Here is an 18243-nt window from a genome sequence, read left to right as displayed (position 1 = left end):
CTGATGGCAGCAAAGATTATTGACGGTAAAACGATTGCGCAGCAGGTGCGCTCTGAGGTTGCTCAAAAAGTTCAGGCGCGTGTCGCGGCCGGACTTCGCGCCCCAGGGTTGGCCGTTGTATTGGTAGGCAGCAACCCGGCTTCGCAGATTTATGTGGCGAGTAAGCGCAAAGCCTGTGAAGAGGTGGGATTCGTCTCCCGCTCCTATGACCTGCCCGAAACCACCAGCGAAGCAGAACTGCTGGAACTGATTGATACGCTTAACGCCGACAACACTATCGACGGTATTCTGGTGCAGTTGCCGTTACCGGCGGGCATCGATAACGTCAAAGTGCTGGAACGCATTGCGCCGGACAAAGACGTAGATGGTTTCCATCCCTATAACGTAGGCCGTCTGTGCCAGCGCGCGCCGCGTCTGCGCCCCTGTACGCCGCGCGGCATCGTCACGCTGCTGGAGCGTTACAACATCGATACCTTCGGACTGAATGCCGTCGTCATCGGCGCCTCGAATATCGTCGGTCGCCCGATGAGCATGGAACTGCTGCTGGCAGGCTGCACAACGACCGTGACTCACCGCTTCACCAAAGATCTGCGTCGCCATGTTGAACACGCCGATCTGCTGATTGTCGCCGTCGGCAAACCCGGATTTATTCCCGGCGAGTGGATTAAAGAAGGCGCCATCGTGATTGATGTCGGAATCAACCGACTGGAAAATGGTAAAGTGGTCGGCGATGTGGTCTTTGAAGACGCTGCCGCGCGCGCATCCTATATCACCCCGGTGCCGGGCGGCGTCGGTCCGATGACGGTCGCAACACTTATCGAAAACACGCTACAGGCGTGCGTTGAATATCACGATCCACAAGGTAAATAACATGGCAACATTCTCTTTAGGCAAGCACCCGCACGTTGAGTTGTGCGACCTGCTCAAACTGGAAGGCTGGAGCGAAAGCGGTGCCCAGGCGAAAATTGCCATTGCAGAAGGTTTAGTGAAGGTTGATGGCGCGGTTGAAACCCGCAAACGCTGCAAAATTGTTGCCGGGCAAACCGTCAGCTTCGCAGGGCAAAGCGTTAACGTCGTCGCCTGATTCAGAGTGCCGGATGGCGACGCTATCGCGTCTTATCCGGCCTACTGGTTATGCCAGTGTAGGCCGGATCGCCATCCGGCAATGACGTTATTTACGGCGCCAGGTTGTCCCTTGCGGACCATCTTCCAGCACGATGCCCATCTCATTCAGACGGTCACGCGCCGCATCCGCCGCCGCCCAGTCTTTGGCTTTACGCGCATCCAGACGCTGTTGAATTAACGCTTCGATTTCAGCCACTTCGCCGTCATCCGCCTGCGCTCCGCTTTGCAGGAACGCTTCCGGCTCCTGCTCCAGCAGCCCCAGCACGCCGGAAATTTTACGCAGATGTGACGCCATCGCATTCGCGGCAGCCATATCCTCACTCTTCAGACGGTTCACCTCACGCGCCATATCAAACAGCACGGAGTAGGCTTCCGGCGTGTTGAAATCGTCGTTCATCGCCTCCACAAAACGCGCTTCAAACGCTTCACCGCCCGCAGGCGCAACGGTTTTGTCCGTTCCGCGCAGCGCGGTGTACAGACGCTCCAGGGCGGAGCGCGCCTGCTTGAGGTTCTCTTCGCTGTAGTTGAGCTGGCTACGATAGTGGCCGGACATCAGGAAGTAACGAACGGTTTCCGCGTCGTAGTATTTCAGCACATCGCGCACGGTAAAGAAGTTGCCCAGCGATTTCGACATCTTCTCACGATCCACCATCACCATGCCGGAGTGCATCCAGTAGTTCACATATTCGCCGTCGTGCGCGCAGGTAGACTGGGCGATTTCGTTCTCATGGTGCGGGAACATCAAGTCGGAACCGCCGCCATGAATATCAAAATGGTTGCCCAGCTGTTTGCAGTTCATGGCGGAACATTCAATGTGCCAACCCGGACGACCCGCGCCCCACGGCGACGGCCAGCTCGGTTCGCCCTCTTTGGACATCTTCCACAGCACGAAGTCCATCGGGTTGTGTTTTACGTCAACGACGTCAACGCGGGCGCCCGCCTGTAGCTGTTCCAGATCCTGGCGCGACAGCTGACCGTAGTTCGGGTCGGTCGGCACGTCGAACATCACGTCGCCATTGTCCGCCACATAAGCGTGACCTTTGGCGATCAGCTGTTCGGTGATCTCAATAATTTCGGCGATATGGTGCGTTGCACGCGGCTCCAGATCCGGGCGCAGAATATTCAGCGCGTCGAAATCTTTGTGCATCTCCGCAATCATACGATCGACCAGCGCGACAAAGCTTTCACCGTTTTCGTTCGCCCGTTTAATGATCTTGTCGTCGATATCGGTAATGTTACGCACGTACTTCAGCGTATAACCGAGGAAACGCAAATAGCGCGCGACGACGTCGAAGGCGACAAACGTACGCCCGTGACCGATATGACAGAGGTCGTAAACGGTAATACCACACACGTACATGCCGACTTCCCCGGCATGAATAGGTTTGAATTCCTCTTTTTGGCGCGTCAGTGTATTAAAGATTTTTAACATCGAAGATTCCGTATAGACGTGTGTGGGTAATAATATCCGTATGATACATATTATTCGTAATCGAAGCAGCACACTTTGCGAGGTGATCGCAGCGTGCGGTTATGCTATAACACCCCCCTATATGTGACCCTTATCGGGGTCGAAGCACCACTATATCGGAACAGGATGCAAAAATGGTTACTTTCCACACTAATCACGGCGATATCGTAATCAAAACGTTTGATGACAAAGCGCCTGAAACAGTTAAAAACTTCCTGGACTACTGCCGCGAAGGTTTTTACAACAACACCATTTTCCACCGTGTTATTAACGGGTTCATGATTCAGGGCGGCGGTTTTGAACCTGGCATGAAGCAGAAAGCGACCAAAGAAGCGATCAAAAACGAAGCCAACAACGGTCTGAAAAACACCCGTGGCACGCTGGCAATGGCGCGTACTCAGGCTCCACACTCCGCAACGGCGCAGTTCTTCATCAACGTGGCCGACAACGACTTCCTGAACTTCTCTGGCGAAAGCATGCAGGGCTGGGGCTACTGCGTATTCGCTGAAGTCGTGGAAGGCATGGACGTGGTTGATAAAATCAAAGGCGTATCAACGGGCCGCAGCGGTATGCATCAGGACGTACCAAAAGAAGACGTTATCATCGAAAACGTGACCGTCAGCGAGTAATCGTGGCGACACTGTTTATTGCAGATCTTCACCTCTGCACGGAAGAACCGGCGATCACCGCCGGTTTTCTGCGTTTTTTAGCCGGTGACGCGCGCCAGGCCGATGCGCTGTACATTCTTGGCGACCTTTTCGAAGCCTGGATAGGCGACGACGATCCCAACCCGCTGCACCGCGAAATGGCCGCAGCCATTAAAGCCGTTGTAGATTCCGGCGTTCCCTGCTTCTTTATTCACGGCAACCGTGATTTTTTGATCGGCAAACGCTTTGCCCGTGAAAGTGGAATGACGCTATTGCCGCAGGAAAAGGTGCTCGACCTCTATGGCCGTCGCGTATTGATTATGCACGGCGACACGCTCTGCACCGACGATGCCGGTTACCAGGCGTTTCGCGCCAAAGTTCACAAACCCTGGCTACAGACGCTGTTCCTCGCCCTGCCGCTGTTTATCCGCAATCGTATTGCCGCCAGAATGCGCGCAGGCAGCAAAGCCGCCAACAGCAGCAAGTCACTGGAGATCATGGACGTTAATCCACAGGCCGTGGTGGCCGAAATGGAAAAACACCATGTGCAATGGCTGATTCATGGTCATACTCATCGCCCGGAGGTTCACGAACTGAGCGCTAACGGCAAACCCGCGTTCCGCGTTGTTTTAGGCGCCTGGCACAGCGAAGGGTCGATGGTAAAAGTCATGCCGGATGACGTTGAGCTTCTCCATTTCCCGTTTTAACCTCGCCCGTGAATTGACGACGTCATAAGGTACGCAACCGTTTTCCTTGGCGTATTTCCGTGCTATTCTCTGTGCCCTCAAAAGCCGAGAGTTGTGCACCACAGGAGTTTTAAGACGCATGTCTTCCCGCAATAATCCGGCGCGTGTCGCCATCGTGATGGGGTCCAAAAGCGACTGGGCTACCATGCAGTTTGCCGCCGAAATCTTCGATATCCTGAACGTTCCACACCACGTTGAAGTGGTTTCCGCACACCGCACCCCCGATAAGCTGTTCAGCTTCGCCGAAAGCGCCGAAGAGAAGGGTTATCAGGTGATTATTGCCGGTGCTGGCGGCGCGGCGCATCTGCCGGGAATGATTGCGGCAAAAACGCTGGTGCCGGTACTGGGCGTGCCGGTGCAAAGCGCTGCGCTGAGCGGCGTGGACAGCCTCTACTCTATCGTCCAGATGCCACGCGGCATTCCGGTCGGCACGCTGGCGATCGGCAAAGCGGGCGCGGCAAACGCGGCGCTGCTGGCAGCGCAAATTCTGGCGACACATGATAAAGACCTGCGCCAACGTCTGGCGGACTGGCGTAAAGCCCAGACCGATGAGGTGCTTGAGAATCCCGACCCACGAGGTGCGGCATGAAGCAGGTCTGCGTACTGGGTAACGGCCAGTTAGGACGGATGCTGCGTCAGGCGGGCGAACCGTTGGGCATCACCGTCTGGCCTGTCGGGCTGGACGCGGAACCTACCGCCGTTCCGGTTCAGCAAAGCGTGATCACAGCGGAAATCGAACGCTGGCCGGAAACCGCGCTGACCCGCGAACTGGCGCGCCACCCGGCTTTCGTCAACCGCGACGTTTTCCCGATTATTGCCGACCGCCTGACGCAAAAGCAGCTTTTTGACAAACTCTCGCTGGCGACGGCGCCCTGGCAGTTGCTGGCAAGCCGGGACGAGTGGCCTGCCGTATTTGCGCGTCTGGGCGAACTGGCTATCGTCAAACGGCGCGTCGGCGGTTACGACGGCCGTGGGCAGTGGCGTTTACGCGCGGATGAAACCGCTCAGTTCCCGGACGACGGTTACGGCGAGTGCATTGTTGAACAGGGCATTAACTTCTCTGGCGAAGTGTCGTTAGTCGGCGCACGCGCCCATGACGGCAGCACCGTGTTCTACCCGCTGACGCACAACCTGCACCAGGATGGGATTCTACGCACCAGCGTAGCGTTCCCACAGGCCAACGCAAAACAGCAGGAACAGGCGGAAGCCATGCTCTCCGCCATCATGCATGAACTGGGTTATGTCGGCGTCATGGCGATGGAGTGTTTTATCACGCCGGAAGGGTTGCTCATCAACGAACTGGCGCCGCGGGTACACAACAGCGGGCACTGGACGCAAAACGGCGCCAGCATCAGCCAGTTTGAGCTGCATCTGCGCGCGATTACCGGCCTGCCGTTACCGTCACCGGTCGTGGACAGCCCGTCCGTGATGGTGAACCTGATTGGCAGCGATCTGAATTACGACTGGCTGAAACTGCCGCTGGTGCATCTGCACTGGTACGACAAAGAGGTTCGCGAGGGGCGTAAAGTGGGCCACCTGAACCTGACCGACAGCGATACCGATCGCTTAAGCGCAACGCTGGAAGCCTTAGTTCCCTTGCTGCCGCCGGAATACGCCAGCGGCATCATCTGGGCGCAAAGTAAGCTTAAGTAATACATAAAATGCCGGGAAAGGAATCTTATCCTTTTCCGGCTCCTCCTTCAGCGCGTAAAATCCCCGTCATTGCCGTTTGTTTTTTTTCAGGATTCCACAATGAACGATGGGACGGACTATCGCGCCATTCTGGCGGCCGATACGCCTTTAATCGACGTTCGCGCGCCGATAGAATTTACGCAGGGCGCCATGCCCACCGCGATTAACCTGCCCTTAATGAATAATGAAGAACGCGCGGCAGTCGGCACCTGTTACAAACGCCAGGGGCCGGAAGCGGCACTGGCGTTGGGCCATAAACTCGTTGCCGGCGACGAGCGTCAACGGCGGCTGGAGGCCTGGCGAAAAGCCTGTATTCAACATCCACGGGGTTATCTCTGCTGCGCGCGCGGCGGTCAGCGTTCGCATATCGTACAACAATGGCTACATGAGTCCGGCGTGGATTATCCGCTGATCCAGGGCGGCTACAAAGCGCTCCGCCAGGCGGCCATGCACATCACCGACACGCTGGTACAAAAACCCATGATCTTAATTGGCGGCTGTACCGGCAGCGGAAAAACACAGCTGGTTCGACAGCAGCCGAACGGCGTGGATCTGGAAGGGCTGGCGCATCATCGCGGTTCGTCATTCGGCCGCACGCTGAAGCCGCAGCTGAGTCAGGCCAGTTTTGAAAACCAGCTCGCCGTGGAGATGTTGAAAACCGACGCCCGTCAGGAGTTGCAGATGTGGGTGCTGGAAGACGAAGGCCGGATGATTGGCGCAAATCATCTGCCCGAATGTCTGCGCGAACGCATGGCGCAGGCATCCATTGCGGTTGTGGACGATCCGTTCGAGCTGCGTCTGGAGCGGCTGCGCGATGAGTATTTTATCCGCATGCATCGCGACTTCACCCATGCCTGTGGGGAAGAAGACGGCTGGCAGGCGTACAGCGACTATCTGCATCATGGGCTTTCCGCCATTCAGCGCCGCCTTGGTTTGCAGCGTTTTAAAGAGCTGACGGTAAAACTAGACGCTGCGCTGGCCATGCAGCAGGCCAGCGGCAGTACCGACGGGCATCTGGCCTGGCTGGTGCCGCTCCTCAACGAATACTACGATCCGATGTATCGCTATCAACTGGAAAAGAAAGCCGCGAAAATCGTCTTTCGCGGCATATGGCAGGACGTTGCGCAGTGGCTTCAAAACTAGCGATTGCAGGCGATTTGCCGGATGGCGGCTAACGCCTTATCCGCCTACAAATACTATGCCCTAATGTCTGTCGCGTTTATCGGCGCGTTTCGCCAGCCAGTCGCCGAGCATCTGTACAACCTGCACCAGAATAATCAACGCGACCACGGTGACAATCATCACCTGGGTTTCGTAGCGGTAATAACCGTAGCGAATCGCCAGGTCGCCGACCCCGCCGCCGCCGACAATCCCGGCCATCGCGGAATAGCCAATCAGGCTCACCAGCGTGATGGTCAGCCCGCGTAGCAGACCGGCGCTGGCCTCTGGCAGCAGTACGGTGCAGATAATGCGCATCGGGCTGGCGCCGAACGCTTCTGCCGCTTCGATAATCCCTTTATCCACCTCACGCAGCGCGCTATCGACCAGACGCGCATAGAACGCTATCGCCGCAACAGAGAGAGGGACGGAGGCGGCAATCGGCCCGATGGTATTGCCGAGCAAAAATTGCGTGAGCGGCAACAGCAGCACCAGCAAAATCACGAACGGCACCGAGCGGATAATGTTCACCAGAACCGAACTCACCAGATACACGAAGCGATTCTGCCAGAACAGATTCCGGTCGGTGACAAAGATAAGGAAGCCGAGCGGCAGCCCGCCGACAACCGCCAGCACCGTTGAAATGCTCAGCATTTGAAAGGTTTCATTGAACGCCAGCGTTAAATCCGGCAGTAAATCATCCACGAATCACCTCCACCTGCGCAGTACGTTGCCGAATATGCGCTACCGCGGCATCCACCGCTGACGGGTTGTGCGGCGCAGTCAGTTGCACCACTAAAATCCCCAGCGCGCGTTCGCCGATATATTCAATTTTGCCGTGCAGAATGTTCACCGCTACGCCGAACTTCACCGCCACATCAGACAACACCGGCTGCTCCGCCGAATCACCGATAAACAGAATTTTCAGTAACTGACCGGGCAGATGCTGGCGCAGACGTTCCGGTAACGTCAGATTGAGGGTGTGCGACACCAGCTGCTGTGTGAAGGCGTGCTGCGGATGAGCGAAAACATCAAACACGTCGCCCGACTCCACCACTTTGCCGCCGGACATCACCGCCACGCGATCGCAGATGGACTTGATCACATTCATTTCATGGGTGATCAGCACGATCGTGATCCCCAGCTGTTCGTTAATCTGTTTGAGCAGCGCCAGAATGGTCGCTGACGTTTCCAGATCCAGCGCGGAAGTCGGTTCGTCGCAGAGCAGTACATCTGGATGGTTGGCGATCGCGCGGGCAATCCCCACTCGCTGCTTTTGACCGCCGCTAAGCTGTACCGGAAAGCGGTTCGCCTTATCCGCCAGCCCGACCAGCGCCAGAATTTCGGCGACGCGCGGGGCGATCTTGCTGCGCTCCCATCCGGCGGATTTCAGGCTGAAAGCGACGTTTTGCGCCACCGTGCGGGTATGCATCAGATTAAAGTGCTGGAAAATCATCCCAATACGCTGGCGGGCTTTACGCAGATTCGCCCCTTCCAGCGCAGAGATCGCCACACCGTTCACTTTCACGCTTCCCTGACTCGGGCGCGTTAAGGCATTAAGGGTACGCAGCAGCGTACTTTTCCCCGCGCCGCTGGTGCCGACAATGCCAAAAATTTCGCCCGCCGCTATCCGCAGGCTGACGTCATCCACCGCGCGGGTCGATGCGCCACGGCCTGCCGTAAAATCCACGCAGACCTTTTCAATCTCAATCATGCTCACCTCAGAAATGCGAAAAGGGCAGTCGCCGCTGCCCCGTTAATTCCCTTGCGCAGCGATTATTTGTCTGCGGTCATCCATTCCGGCTTCTGGAAGGCGCTGTAAATATTCTTCGGATCGTCAATGACCGCACGGTAGGCCGGAGATTTCACCGCATCGACAATATCTTTCGCGAACGGCTTGTCGGCATCCTCACTGCGTACAGCAATGATATTTTTCAGGTTTTCATCCAGTTGCTCTTGTTTTAGCGCGCTGGAAAGATCCAGCCCCGCCGCAACGGCGAAATTACCGTTAACCAGCGCGCCGGTCACGCCATCCAGCGTGCGCGGCAGCTGCGCCGCTTCCAGCGGTTTAAACACCAGCCCTTTCGGGTTGCTGGCGATATCACGCTCGGAGGCTTTCGTCGGGTCGATATTGTCTTTAATGGTGATAAGACCGATTGATTGCAGGAAACGCAGACCGCGCGCCAGATTGGTCGGGTCATTCGACAGGGTAATAATGTCCCCTTTCTTCAGCTCGTCCAGGCTGTTGATTTTACGGGAATAGAACCCCATTCCGGCCGTCGGCACGACGATCAGCTTCGTCAGTTTCAGCCCTTTATCGGCGGTGAATTTTTCAAAATAGAGCGTATGCTGGAACAGGTTAGCGTCAATGCTGCCGTTGGATAACGCCATGTTTGGCTGAACATAGTCGCTAAATTCGCGCACCACGACCTTGTAGCCTTTCTCCTTCAGCGTTGGCGCGATGGCCTGTTTGACCATATCGCCATACGGACCCGGCGCGACGCCGAATACAATAGTCTGTGGATCGCTATTAGCATGAGCAAATTGCAGGCCGCAGGCCAGCAAAAGCGCCCCGGCGGCAACGCGTAAACTCTGACGCAGTCCCATAACTTCTCCCTTTTAAATGTTGTGATGCAGTGCGGTACGCCGTGCGATGCGGCGTTGTTCATTTGGGCCTGAATACAAGGCTATTTGTTAACATGACACAGTTCACAACCTGTTGTCCTTGAAATTATTTCATGATGTTGCAGAGTATGTCGTTGGAAGGGGATGGGCAGAAATGAAAAAGCCGGATAGCGGCATAAATGCCTTATCCGGCCTGGACGCTCTATTATTGCGCTGCACTCGTAGGCCCGATTAGCGCAAGCGCCATCGGGCATTCGGTTTGGCAGGCGTCAATGATTAGAAGTCGTAACGCAGACGAACCAGGTTCATATCACCCAGATCGTCGGTGCTGGAGGTGAATACGTGTTCGTAATCCACGCGGAAACCATAATCCAGCTGGAAGCTAATACCGACGCCATTATCAATACGCTGGTAGTTACGGCCGTTCACATATTCAATACGGTCACCCATAAAGTACGGCTGAATAGATTTCACCGCATACTGGTTGATCGGGAATTTATAACCGGCAAAGTATTCAATACCCCATGCGTCGCCCGCAAAGTAGTCATGCGCGTCTACGCGTTTGGTGGTCATGAAGTTCTGATACCAGCCGCCGCCCAGCGCGAAGGTCCAGTTATCCGGCGTCCAGCTAAGCGCAGTACCAACGATATTTTGATCGTAGTCTTTACCGTCGCCGCCGTTACCTGGGCGCATTTCCGCACGCGTATAGTTCCACGCCGTACCCCAGGTCAGATCGTCCGTGATGTGGTAATCCGCACCCAGAGAACCGCCGCCTTTACGCTTGTAGCGCAGGCCGTTGTTCGGGTTGTAATCATCGCTGAACAGATAAGACGCGTAGAGATCGACGTCGCCAACTGTTTTCTTATACTTCAGGGATTTACGGGTACGGTAAGAACCATCATAGTCGCCGTTGATACCGTTGCCTGGTGCCTGACCAATCATGTCATAGTCCCAGATATCGGTTTTCACGCCAACCACATCATAATAAACGCTGTTCTGTTGACCGAAAGTCAGCGTACCCCAGGTATCGCTTTTCAGACCGGTGTACAGCATACGACGAGTGGTGTCGTTCGCGCCGTCTGCGTAGTGATTATCCCAGTTGAACATCGCCGGGAAGTTAACGCCCAGCTCGTAGTAGCTGACCCAGCTAATGTCATCAAACAGATAGTAATCAGCCGCGAAACGGAAACGGGTGCCGCCATCGAAGCCATTACGTTTGTAACCATTTTTACCGTCGTCACCAGCCATATTCTGGAACTGAGGACGAATACTGCCGCCAACGGTGAAGTTAAGACGGCTCAGCGGATTACCCGCCTGTGGATCTTGTTTCAGAACAGTGATTTCCGCCTGAGATGCGAAAGACGTTAATGCCACTGCCGCGCCGATCGATGCCGCCAGCGCTGTTTTTTTTATTGTCATTATATTTTCCTTGATAGATTTACCCGTCATTATTCGCACTGCCGGCAAAATACCGGCAACGTAAAAAACAACGGGCATAGCCCGCTAACTATTTAGCAATTAAATATTAACTGGTATTAATCCTGTCGTGTTGGCGGGTTTTTAATGTTTTGTGCTACTAAAAATCGAGGGGTTAACAATTCGTGCCACATAGGGAGTACACACCAGTATAAACACCGGTGCGTAATCATCACGTATATAAATTATATTATTAAAACTACACACCGGTATAAAAACCGGTGTGTGATCATCACATCTATAAATTAATTATTAAATTGGCGAAATAACGCTTTGCCTTTTAACAGACGCGCGCCGAGCCATCCGCCGCATAATGAAAGTAATAATGCGCCGCAGACGGGCAAAATAATCCACACGCGCCAGTCCGGTTCCCACGGAAAATCGAACACCTGACTTTGCAGCACCGCCAGCGCAGTTTCCGCGCCGATCGCCGCCACCAGCCCGGAGACCATACCCAGCATGGCAAATTCACACCAGAGCGTGGTGCGCAGCAGTTTTTTACCCGCGCCTAAGGTGCGCCAGACCACCAGTTCCTGATGACGTTGACGCATTCCGACCTGAACCTGCGCCAGTAACAACAGCATGCCGCAGGCCGTGACCAGCACCACCATCACCTCCAGCGCCCGGCTGACCTGCTCCAGCACCTGACCGACCTGTTTCAGGATCGCGCCGATATCCAGCAGGCTGATGGTCGGGAACTCGCGATTAAGCTGCGTCAGCATACCGTTGCCATTTTCCCAACGGAAGCTGGTAAGCCAGCTCTGCGGCTGCCCGTCCAGCGCGCCGGAGGGGAAGATAAAGAAGAAGTTAGGCCGCAGACTTTCCCAGTCTACTTTGCGCAGGCTGCTGACCGTCGCGCTAAAGTCCTGGGTATCGCCCATAAAGGTCACGCGATCGCCGGGTTGTATATTCAGCCGCTTCGCCAGCCCTTCCTCTATCGAGACCTCTCCCGCTTTTGGTGGCCAGCTTCCGGCGATAATCGGGTTATGATCCGGGCGCGTATCCTGCCACGTCAGATTCAGCTCACGGTTAAGCGCTTCGTCCTGATTTCCTTCGGTCGGCAGACCATTAATCTCCGTCAGTCGCGCCCGCACGATCGGGAAGAATGCCTCCGGGATCACCTGATGCTCAGACAGGAAAGCTTTCAGCGGCACCACCTGTTCAGAAGCGATATTGATGAGGAAATAGTTCGGACTTTCCGGCGGCAGTTGTTGTTGCCAGCGATCCAGCAGATCGCCGCGCAGCACCAGCAGAAGCGCCAGCAGCATAAAGGAGAGCGAAAAAGCCGAGAGCTGGCTTAGCGTGGACCACGGCTGGCGCAGCAGTCGGCTTACGGCCAGGCGCAGAGGCAGCGATGTCAACGTCATACCGCGCAGCACGTTCAACAGCATCCAGCCCAGCACACCGCAAAGTAGCGCCAGCACCACCGCACCGGCCAGCACCGCCCACAGCAACATGCTGCCGCCCATCAACCCCGCGAGCAGCGCGACGACAACAACCGTGACCACCGGAAGATACACCTTCAGCGGCCAGACACGCGCAACCACATCACGCCGCAGCACACGCAACGGCTGCGTCGCCAGCAGCAAACGATACGGACGCAGTCCAACCAGCAAAGAAATGATGATCATCGTTCCCAGCGCCCACAGCCACGGCCAGAGGCTGGCTGGCGGCAGAATGGCGGGTAACACCGGTTTAAGCAGCACCATCAGCACGTTCTCGAACAGTAACCCAATGGCGCCTCCCGTCACGGCGGAAAGAGCCAGCAGCATCCCCCACTGCCCGACGATCAGCTTGCGCAGCTGCGCCCTGCCCGCCCCCAGCGTTTTGAGGATCGCAATCAGATCGTAGCGGCTGCGGCAGTAGTGGCTCATCGCCACCGCCACCGCCGCAACTGCTAACAGCAACGTTAACAGCGCCGACAGCAGCAGGAACTGCTGCGAGCGTTCAAGCGATTTGCCCAGCGCGCCTTCATCTTGTTCCAGCCCGTACCAGCGATGTTCAGGCTTAAGCTGCGGCAATAGCCACTTTTCATAGCCGTCCAGCTGCTGCGGCGTACCGCCAAACTTATAGCGCCACGTCACGCGACTTCCCGGCTGTACTGCGCCCGTTTTTTCAACATCCGCAATGTGCATCATCAGGCGTGGAGCCATCTGGAAAGGGTTAAACCCGGAATCCGGCTCCTGTACCACCTCGCCAGCAATACGCAGCGTGGCGTCACCGACGTCGATGCTGTCACCCGTTTTCAGGTTGAGGAGCGCCATCAGTCTTGGCGCCAGCAACACGGAACCCGGCTGCGGTTTTAACCCCGGCGGATTCGTTTGCAGCTCACCGTACATCGGATAAACGTCATCCACCGCTTTGACGCTGGCCAACTGCGGCGTATCGTCCGCGAAGGTCATGGTGGCGAAGGTCATCTGTTCGCCCATTTTCAGACCGCGTTTGCGCGCCTCATCGATCCACGCCAGCGGCACTTCGCGCGAACTGCGCAGCGCCCGGTCTCCGGCCATAAAATCACGGCTTTGCTGACTTAAACCCTTTTCCATGCGGTCGCTGATATTGCCCAGCGCCAGCACGCAGGCCACCGCCAGACTCAGCGCCAGCCAGACAATCAGTAAGGAAGGTGAGCGCCATTCGCGCCAGAACCAGCGTGCAATCATGCCTCCTCCTGCAACTGCCCATCCACCAGGCGTAATCGCCGGTCGCAACGCGCCGCCAGCTGCGGGTCGTGCGTCACCAGAATCAGGGTGGTGCCATGTTCGCGATTAAGCGAAAACAGCAGGTCGGCGATTTTATCCCCGGTCTGCCGGTCAAGGTTTCCCGTCGGTTCATCGGCAAACAGCACGTCCGGCCGCCCGTTGAACGCTCTCGCCAGCGCCACACGCTGCTGCTCGCCGCCGGAAAGCTGGGCCGGAAGATGATCAAGACGTTTCCCCAGGCCTAACTGTTCCAGCAACGCTTTCGCGCCATCGCGACTTTTCCCGCTGTTCTCTCCCCGCAGCAAGGCGGGCAGTTCAACGTTTTCCAGGGCATTCAGCGTAGGAATCAACATAAAAGACTGGAAAACAAAGCCGACATGCTGCGCGCGCAGCTGCGCCCGCGCCTCTTCATCCATCGTGTGCAGAGACTGCCCGACCAGATTCACCTCGCCGCTGCTGCCATCATCCAGCCCGGCCAGAATCGCCAGCAGCGTCGATTTCCCCGATCCTGACTCGCCGATCAGCGCAATAGTCTCGGCGCGTTTGACAACCAGTTCAACTCCGGTAAGGATGGAAAGCTCATGCTCACCCTGACCGACGGACTTCTTAAGACGATGAACTTCAACAATGTTTTCCGCTGGCATTTGCCCTTCCTGTTTCTGGTCCTGTTAACGTTCCGCGCCGCCGCAGCGGACACGTTATTAATTCTGGGTGACAGCCTGAGCGCCGGATACCGCATGTCCGCCAGCGCGGCCTGGCCTGCGCTGCTTAACGACAAATGGCAGGACAAAACGCCGGTCATCAATGCCAGCATTAGCGGCGACACCTCGCAGCAAGGCCTGGCGCGTCTGCCTGCGCTGCTGAAGCAGCATCAGCCCCGCTGGGTTCTGGTCGAGCTTGGCGGCAATGACGGCCTGCGCGGTTTTCAACCTCAGCAAACCGAGCAAACCCTGCGTAAAATCCTGCTGGATGTGAAGGCCGCAAACGCCGAGCCGTTGCTCATGCAAATTCGTCTGCCCGCAAACTATGGTCGCCGTTATAATGAAACCTTTAGCGCCATCTACCCACGGCTTGCCAAAGAGTTTGATATTCCGCTTCTGCCCTTTTTTATGGAAGAGGTTTATCTGAAACCACAATGGATGCAGGACGACGGTATTCATCCTAATCGCGACGCCCAGCCGTTTATTGCCGACTGGATGGCGCAACAACTAACCCCATTAGTTAACCACGACTCGTAAATCAACGGAGATCCTGACAGGTAAAGTTATGCAAAAATCGGTCTTAATTACAGGATGTTCCAGTGGAATCGGTCTGGAAAGCGCTCTTGAACTGAAACGTCAGGGTTTTCAAATTCTGGCAGGTTGCCGTAAACCCGATGACGTCACGCGGATGAACAGCATGGGATTCACCGGCGTGCTGATCGACCTCGACTCGCCGGAAAGCGTGGATCGCGCCGCAGACGACGTGATCGCCCTGACCGATAATCGTTTATATGGGATCTTTAACAATGCCGGATACGGCGTGTATGGCCCGCTTACCACTATCAGCCGCGCGCAGATGGAGCAGCAGTTTTCCGCCAATTTCTTTGGCGCGCACCAGCTCACTATGCGCCTGCTCCCTGCTATGCTGCCGTACGGCGAAGGGCGCATTGTGATGACCTCATCCGTGATGGGGCTGATCTCCACGCCAGGGCGCGGCGCCTATGCCGCCAGCAAATATGCGCTGGAAGCCTGGTCTGATGCGCTGCGCATGGAGCTGCGCCACACGGGTATTAAGGTCAGCCTGATCGAACCTGGCCCGATTCGTACCCGGTTTACCGATAACGTCAGCCAGACCCAGAGCGACAAACCGGTAGAAAATCCGGGGATCGCCGCGCGTTTTACGCTCGGGCCGGAAGCCGTTGTCGCTAAAGTCCGCCATGCTTTTGAGAGCGACAAACCGAAATTACGCTACCCGGTTACGATGGTGACGTGGGCGGTCACGCTGCTGAAGCGCGTGCTGCCGGGACGCGCAATGGACAAAATTTTGCAGGGTTGAGTTGAAGCGCGCGCGTCAGCCCCCATGTAAAAGAGAACCAGACATAAAGAGAGTGACTCCATGTCCGTACAAAATATTGTCAATATTAACGAATCTAACCTGCAACAGACCCTCGAACAGTCGATGACCACCCCGGTTCTGTTCTATTTTTGGTCTGAACGCAGCCAGCATTGTCTGCAACTGACGCCGGTGCTGGAAAGCCTTGCCGCACAGTACAACGGCCAGTTTATCCTCGCGAAGCTCGACTGCGACGCCGAGCAGATGATCGCCTCCCAGTTTGGCTTGCGCGCTATTCCTACCGTGTATCTGTTCCAGAACGGTCAGCCGGTCGACGGCTTCCAGGGGCCGCAGCCGGAAGAAGCGATTCGCGCGCTGCTCGACAAAGTGCTGCCGCGTGAAGAAGAGCTGAAAGCGCAGCAGGCGATGCAACTGATGCAGGAAGGCAACTACATTGAAGCGCTGCCGCTGCTGAAAGACGCCTGGCAGCTCTCTCATCAGAACGGCGAGATCGGCCTGCTGCTGGCGGAAACCCAGATTGCCCTCAACCGTACGGAAGACGCCGAAGCCGTGCTGAAAACCATTCCGTTACAGGATCAGGACACCCGCTATCAGGGCCTGGTCGCGCAGATTGATTTACTGAAACAGGCGGCCGACACCCCGGAAATCCAGCAACTGCAACAGCAGGTTGCGGACAATCCAGAAGATGCGGCGCTGGCGGCGCAACTGGCGCTGCAACTGCATCAGGTCGGGCGTAACGAAGAGGCGCTGGAGTTATTGTTCAGCCATTTGAAGAAAGATCTCGCCGCCGCAGACGGTCAGGCACGGAAAACGTTCCAGGAGATCCTCGCCGCGTTAGGCACCGGCGATGCGCTGGCGTCGAAATTCCGCCGCCAGCTGTACGCGCTGTTGTACTAATCCGCTACATTTTGCCCGATGGCGCTACGCTTATCGGGCCTACAAACGCTAAAAATACCGATCCCTCCGGCATCACATCTTCTTTAAATGCGTCACCACCAGTTGGTGGCGCGAATTATAGAATTTCCGGTAGGTTAAATAGCAGGCGATAATGGTCGACAGGCTTGCTGTGGATAGCAGCATAAAAGTCACCATTATCTGATACTTAATCGCTTTTACCGGATCGATACCGGCAAAAATCAACCCGGACATCATCCCCGGTAAGCTCACCAGCCCAACCGTTTTTGCCGAATCAATGGTCGGGATCAGCGACGCGCGAATACTGTCGCGAATAAGCCCCGCAGACGCCGTTTTCGGCGTTGCGCCCAGACTGAGCTTCTCCTGAATTTGCTGCTGCTCGCTGCTGAATCGCTGGCCCAGATTGTTGTAGCACAACCCTACCGCCACCATCGCGTTACCCGCAATCATGCCGGAAATCGGGATCACCTGCATCGGCGTAAACTCGATAGATCCTGACAATACCAGTACCGCCAGCGTCAGCCCCGCTCCGGTCGTAATCGCAATAAACGACGAGGTAAACGCTTTATCAATATATTTACTGCGTTTTTGCGCGTTATACGCCGCGTTAAAACAGATAAATAGCACCATCAATAATGTCAGGATGGCGTGATTGACGCCAAAAATGTATTTCAGAACATAGCCGACGATAACAAGCTGGATTACCGCCCGGGCAACGCTCCAGAGAATATCTTTTTCCAGTGCCAGTTTCTCTTTGTGGCTAATCAGAATAGCCACAACCACCAGCATCATCGATAACGCCAGCGACTCATTCGTTATATTATGCTCGTTCATAGGTAGCTTCCTGCATTTCTCCGGCATGAGGCTGAAGCGTAATCACATTATCCGCATGATTAATTTCATCTTTATCGTGTGTTACCCACAACACGGCAATATTTTTATCGCGAACATAGCGATGAATAATGTCATTCACATTCTCTTTATTGTGCTCATCCAGCGCACTGGTGATCTCATCCAGCAGCAGAACCTGCGGCAGAAACTGTAAATTACGGATCAATGAGATACGTTGTTTTTCCCCGCCGGAAAGCGCCGTAATGTTTTTCTGTAAAATGGTTTCCGATAGCTCAAACTGCGCCAGATCGGCGAGAAAAGCCTTCGGTTCCGGCGTTTTGTTGCGGATCTGCCAGGGGAAAATCAGGTTGTCATACACCGTATCGCCAAACAGCACTGGCGTCTGGGCGCAATAAGAGACCTGCTGGCGGTAAGTTTCGGGCTTAAGCGTAGCAATCTCTTCGCCTTCAAACAGGATATCCCCCGTATCCGGGCTGATTAATGACGCCACAATCTTTAGCAATGTGCTTTTACCGCACCCGGATGGGCCGGTAATCAGTTTAAATTCCCCGGCATTCAGCATGAAACTGATGTTATTGAGAATTTTCGTGGCGCCAGCCTGGTATCCCACCTTTCTTAGCTGGAGCAAAGGGCTGCTCTCTTTCATCTCACATCCATTTTTCACATCTTTAAAGTAAACAGTGTATCCCTGTAATTTATAAGAGGGGAACTCACTTTGATTAATCGGGTATAATTTGATTAAACAGACCGCAAAGACCGTTTTTTTACATGGACAGCACGAC

Annotated in this window: 19 protein-coding genes; 10 read left to right on the top strand and 9 right to left on the bottom strand. The window is 55.6% G+C overall.

Annotated features, from left to right (window positions below):
- Positions 1-3: 3 nt before the first annotated feature.
- Together folD and ybcJ are read left to right on the top strand one after the other, a co-directional pair.
- The gene (gene folD, locus OGX84_RS17830) at positions 4-870 is read left to right on the top strand and encodes a bifunctional methylenetetrahydrofolate dehydrogenase/methenyltetrahydrofolate cyclohydrolase FolD (RefSeq protein ID WP_012133456.1); all 867 of its coding nucleotides are present in this window, start codon (positions 4-6) and stop codon (positions 868-870) included.
- Between the two features lies 1 nt (position 871).
- On the top strand, positions 872-1084 hold the full coding sequence (gene ybcJ, locus OGX84_RS17825) for a ribosome-associated protein YbcJ (protein WP_047458327.1): 213 nt from the start codon (positions 872-874) through the stop codon (positions 1082-1084).
- Positions 1085-1171: 87 nt separating this feature from the next.
- Here ybcJ and cysS read toward each other — a convergent pair whose 3' ends face one another.
- On the bottom strand, positions 1172-2557 hold the full coding sequence (gene cysS, locus OGX84_RS17820) for a cysteine--tRNA ligase (protein ID WP_049011837.1): 1386 nt from the start codon (positions 2555-2557) through the stop codon (positions 1172-1174).
- 173 nt (positions 2558-2730) lie between these two features.
- On the opposite strand from cysS, the gene ppiB reads away from it, so the two are divergent.
- The 5 genes from ppiB (at position 2731) to mnmH (ending at position 6824) form a co-directional block, all read left to right on the top strand.
- Complete coding sequence (gene ppiB / locus OGX84_RS17815; protein WP_003021875.1) at positions 2731-3225, top strand: peptidylprolyl isomerase B; 495 nt, start codon at positions 2731-2733, stop codon at positions 3223-3225.
- Between the two features lie 2 nt (positions 3226-3227).
- A complete protein-coding gene (gene lpxH / locus OGX84_RS17810; protein ID WP_112002141.1) occupies positions 3228-3950 on the top strand; it encodes a UDP-2,3-diacylglucosamine diphosphatase in 723 nt (240 codons plus the stop codon).
- Positions 3951-4068: 118 nt separating this feature from the next.
- On the top strand, positions 4069-4578 hold the full coding sequence (gene purE, locus OGX84_RS17805; protein WP_049011469.1) for a 5-(carboxyamino)imidazole ribonucleotide mutase: 510 nt from the start codon (positions 4069-4071) through the stop codon (positions 4576-4578).
- Positions 4575-5642 (top strand): 5-(carboxyamino)imidazole ribonucleotide synthase, encoded by a 1068-nt coding sequence (gene purK / locus OGX84_RS17800; RefSeq protein WP_047458333.1) that lies wholly within the window; start codon positions 4575-4577, stop codon positions 5640-5642. Before purE ends, purK begins: the two co-directional genes overlap by 4 nt.
- Before the next feature lie 99 nt (positions 5643-5741).
- A complete protein-coding gene (mnmH, locus tag OGX84_RS17795) occupies positions 5742-6824 on the top strand; it encodes a tRNA 2-selenouridine(34) synthase MnmH (protein WP_101743901.1) in 1083 nt (360 codons plus the stop codon).
- Between the two features lie 60 nt (positions 6825-6884).
- Here mnmH and OGX84_RS17790 read toward each other — a convergent pair whose 3' ends face one another.
- From OGX84_RS17790 to ybbA, 6 genes are all read right to left on the bottom strand, one after another.
- Positions 6885-7544 carry a methionine ABC transporter permease gene (locus OGX84_RS17790; protein ID WP_012133464.1) on the bottom strand — a complete coding sequence of 220 codons (660 nt, stop codon included), beginning with the start codon at positions 7542-7544 and terminating at the stop codon, positions 6885-6887.
- Positions 7537-8553 (bottom strand): virulence-associated ABC transporter ATP-binding protein SfbB, encoded by a 1017-nt coding sequence (gene sfbB / locus OGX84_RS17785; protein ID WP_012133465.1) that lies wholly within the window; start codon positions 8551-8553, stop codon positions 7537-7539. Before sfbB ends, OGX84_RS17790 begins: the two co-directional genes overlap by 8 nt.
- Before the next feature lie 62 nt (positions 8554-8615).
- Complete coding sequence (locus OGX84_RS17780) at positions 8616-9446, bottom strand: MetQ/NlpA family ABC transporter substrate-binding protein (protein WP_012133466.1); 831 nt, start codon at positions 9444-9446, stop codon at positions 8616-8618.
- 294 nt (positions 9447-9740) lie between these two features.
- Positions 9741-10883 carry a porin gene (locus tag OGX84_RS17775; RefSeq protein WP_024130578.1) on the bottom strand — a complete coding sequence of 381 codons (1143 nt, stop codon included), beginning with the start codon at positions 10881-10883 and terminating at the stop codon, positions 9741-9743.
- Positions 10884-11185: 302 nt separating this feature from the next.
- Positions 11186-13600 carry a putative ABC transporter permease subunit YbbP gene (ybbP, locus tag OGX84_RS17770; protein WP_112002140.1) on the bottom strand — a complete coding sequence of 805 codons (2415 nt, stop codon included), beginning with the start codon at positions 13598-13600 and terminating at the stop codon, positions 11186-11188.
- Positions 13597-14283, bottom strand: a complete 687-nt coding sequence (gene ybbA / locus OGX84_RS17765) for a putative ABC transporter ATP-binding protein YbbA (RefSeq protein ID WP_012133471.1) — start codon at positions 14281-14283, stop codon at positions 13597-13599. Before ybbA ends, ybbP begins: the two co-directional genes overlap by 4 nt.
- On the opposite strand from ybbA, the gene tesA reads away from it, so the two are divergent.
- The 3 genes from tesA to OGX84_RS17750 are packed head-to-tail and all read left to right on the top strand — an operon-like array spanning position 14254 to position 16591.
- On the top strand, positions 14254-14877 hold the full coding sequence (gene tesA, locus OGX84_RS17760; RefSeq protein ID WP_024130579.1) for a multifunctional acyl-CoA thioesterase I/protease I/lysophospholipase L1: 624 nt from the start codon (positions 14254-14256) through the stop codon (positions 14875-14877). The genes ybbA and tesA overlap by 30 nt on opposite strands.
- Positions 14878-14905: 28 nt before the next feature.
- Positions 14906-15676: an SDR family oxidoreductase gene (locus OGX84_RS17755; RefSeq protein WP_049009020.1), complete on the top strand. Its 771-nt coding sequence runs from the start codon at positions 14906-14908 to the stop codon at positions 15674-15676.
- A gap of 60 nt (positions 15677-15736) precedes the next feature.
- Positions 15737-16591 (top strand): co-chaperone YbbN, encoded by an 855-nt coding sequence (locus OGX84_RS17750; RefSeq protein WP_058668720.1) that lies wholly within the window; start codon positions 15737-15739, stop codon positions 16589-16591.
- A gap of 72 nt (positions 16592-16663) precedes the next feature.
- On the opposite strand, the gene fetB is transcribed toward OGX84_RS17750, so the two are convergent.
- Together fetB and fetA are read right to left on the bottom strand one after the other, a co-directional pair.
- Complete coding sequence (gene fetB / locus OGX84_RS17745; protein ID WP_047458353.1) at positions 16664-17443, bottom strand: iron efflux ABC transporter permease subunit FetB; 780 nt, start codon at positions 17441-17443, stop codon at positions 16664-16666.
- A complete protein-coding gene (fetA, locus tag OGX84_RS17740) occupies positions 17430-18107 on the bottom strand; it encodes an iron efflux ABC transporter ATP-binding subunit FetA (protein ID WP_114847726.1) in 678 nt (225 codons plus the stop codon). Before fetA ends, fetB begins: the two co-directional genes overlap by 14 nt.
- Positions 18108-18243: the final 136 nt, after the last annotated feature.

The organism is Citrobacter sp. CK202 (assembly GCF_030333225.1).
Taxonomy (GTDB): Bacteria; Pseudomonadota; Gammaproteobacteria; order Enterobacterales; family Enterobacteriaceae; genus Citrobacter_B; species Citrobacter_B koseri.
The sequence above is the reverse complement of the archived record's forward strand: the minus strand, read 5'-3'. Positions and strand labels throughout refer to the sequence as shown.

Excerpts from the sequence above, each read along its gene's own strand:
- ybcJ (WP_047458327.1), top strand. The coding sequence starts at position 872 with ATGGCAACATTCTCTTTAGGCAAGCACCCGCACGTTGAGTTGTGCGAC.
- ybbP (WP_112002140.1), bottom strand. The coding sequence starts at position 13,600 with ATGATTGCACGCTGGTTCTGGCGCGAATGGCGCTCACCTTCCTTACTG.
- cysS (WP_049011837.1), bottom strand. The coding sequence starts at position 2,557 with ATGTTAAAAATCTTTAATACACTGACGCGCCAAAAAGAGGAATTCAAA.
- fetA (WP_114847726.1), bottom strand. The coding sequence starts at position 18,107 with ATGAAAGAGAGCAGCCCTTTGCTCCAGCTAAGAAAGGTGGGATACCAG.
- fetB (WP_047458353.1), bottom strand. The coding sequence starts at position 17,443 with ATGAACGAGCATAATATAACGAATGAGTCGCTGGCGTTATCGATGATG.
- mnmH (WP_101743901.1), top strand. The coding sequence starts at position 5,742 with ATGAACGATGGGACGGACTATCGCGCCATTCTGGCGGCCGATACGCCT.
- OGX84_RS17775 (WP_024130578.1), bottom strand. The coding sequence starts at position 10,883 with ATGACAATAAAAAAAACAGCGCTGGCGGCATCGATCGGCGCGGCAGTG.
- OGX84_RS17780 (WP_012133466.1), bottom strand. The coding sequence starts at position 9,446 with ATGGGACTGCGTCAGAGTTTACGCGTTGCCGCCGGGGCGCTTTTGCTG.
- folD (WP_012133456.1), top strand. The coding sequence starts at position 4 with ATGGCAGCAAAGATTATTGACGGTAAAACGATTGCGCAGCAGGTGCGC.
- OGX84_RS17750 (WP_058668720.1), top strand. The coding sequence starts at position 15,737 with ATGTCCGTACAAAATATTGTCAATATTAACGAATCTAACCTGCAACAG.
- purK (WP_047458333.1), top strand. The coding sequence starts at position 4,575 with ATGAAGCAGGTCTGCGTACTGGGTAACGGCCAGTTAGGACGGATGCTG.
- tesA (WP_024130579.1), top strand. The coding sequence starts at position 14,254 with ATGAACTTCAACAATGTTTTCCGCTGGCATTTGCCCTTCCTGTTTCTG.
- ppiB (WP_003021875.1), top strand. The coding sequence starts at position 2,731 with ATGGTTACTTTCCACACTAATCACGGCGATATCGTAATCAAAACGTTT.
- ybbA (WP_012133471.1), bottom strand. The coding sequence starts at position 14,283 with ATGCCAGCGGAAAACATTGTTGAAGTTCATCGTCTTAAGAAGTCCGTC.
- OGX84_RS17755 (WP_049009020.1), top strand. The coding sequence starts at position 14,906 with ATGCAAAAATCGGTCTTAATTACAGGATGTTCCAGTGGAATCGGTCTG.
- purE (WP_049011469.1), top strand. The coding sequence starts at position 4,069 with ATGTCTTCCCGCAATAATCCGGCGCGTGTCGCCATCGTGATGGGGTCC.
- sfbB (WP_012133465.1), bottom strand. The coding sequence starts at position 8,553 with ATGATTGAGATTGAAAAGGTCTGCGTGGATTTTACGGCAGGCCGTGGC.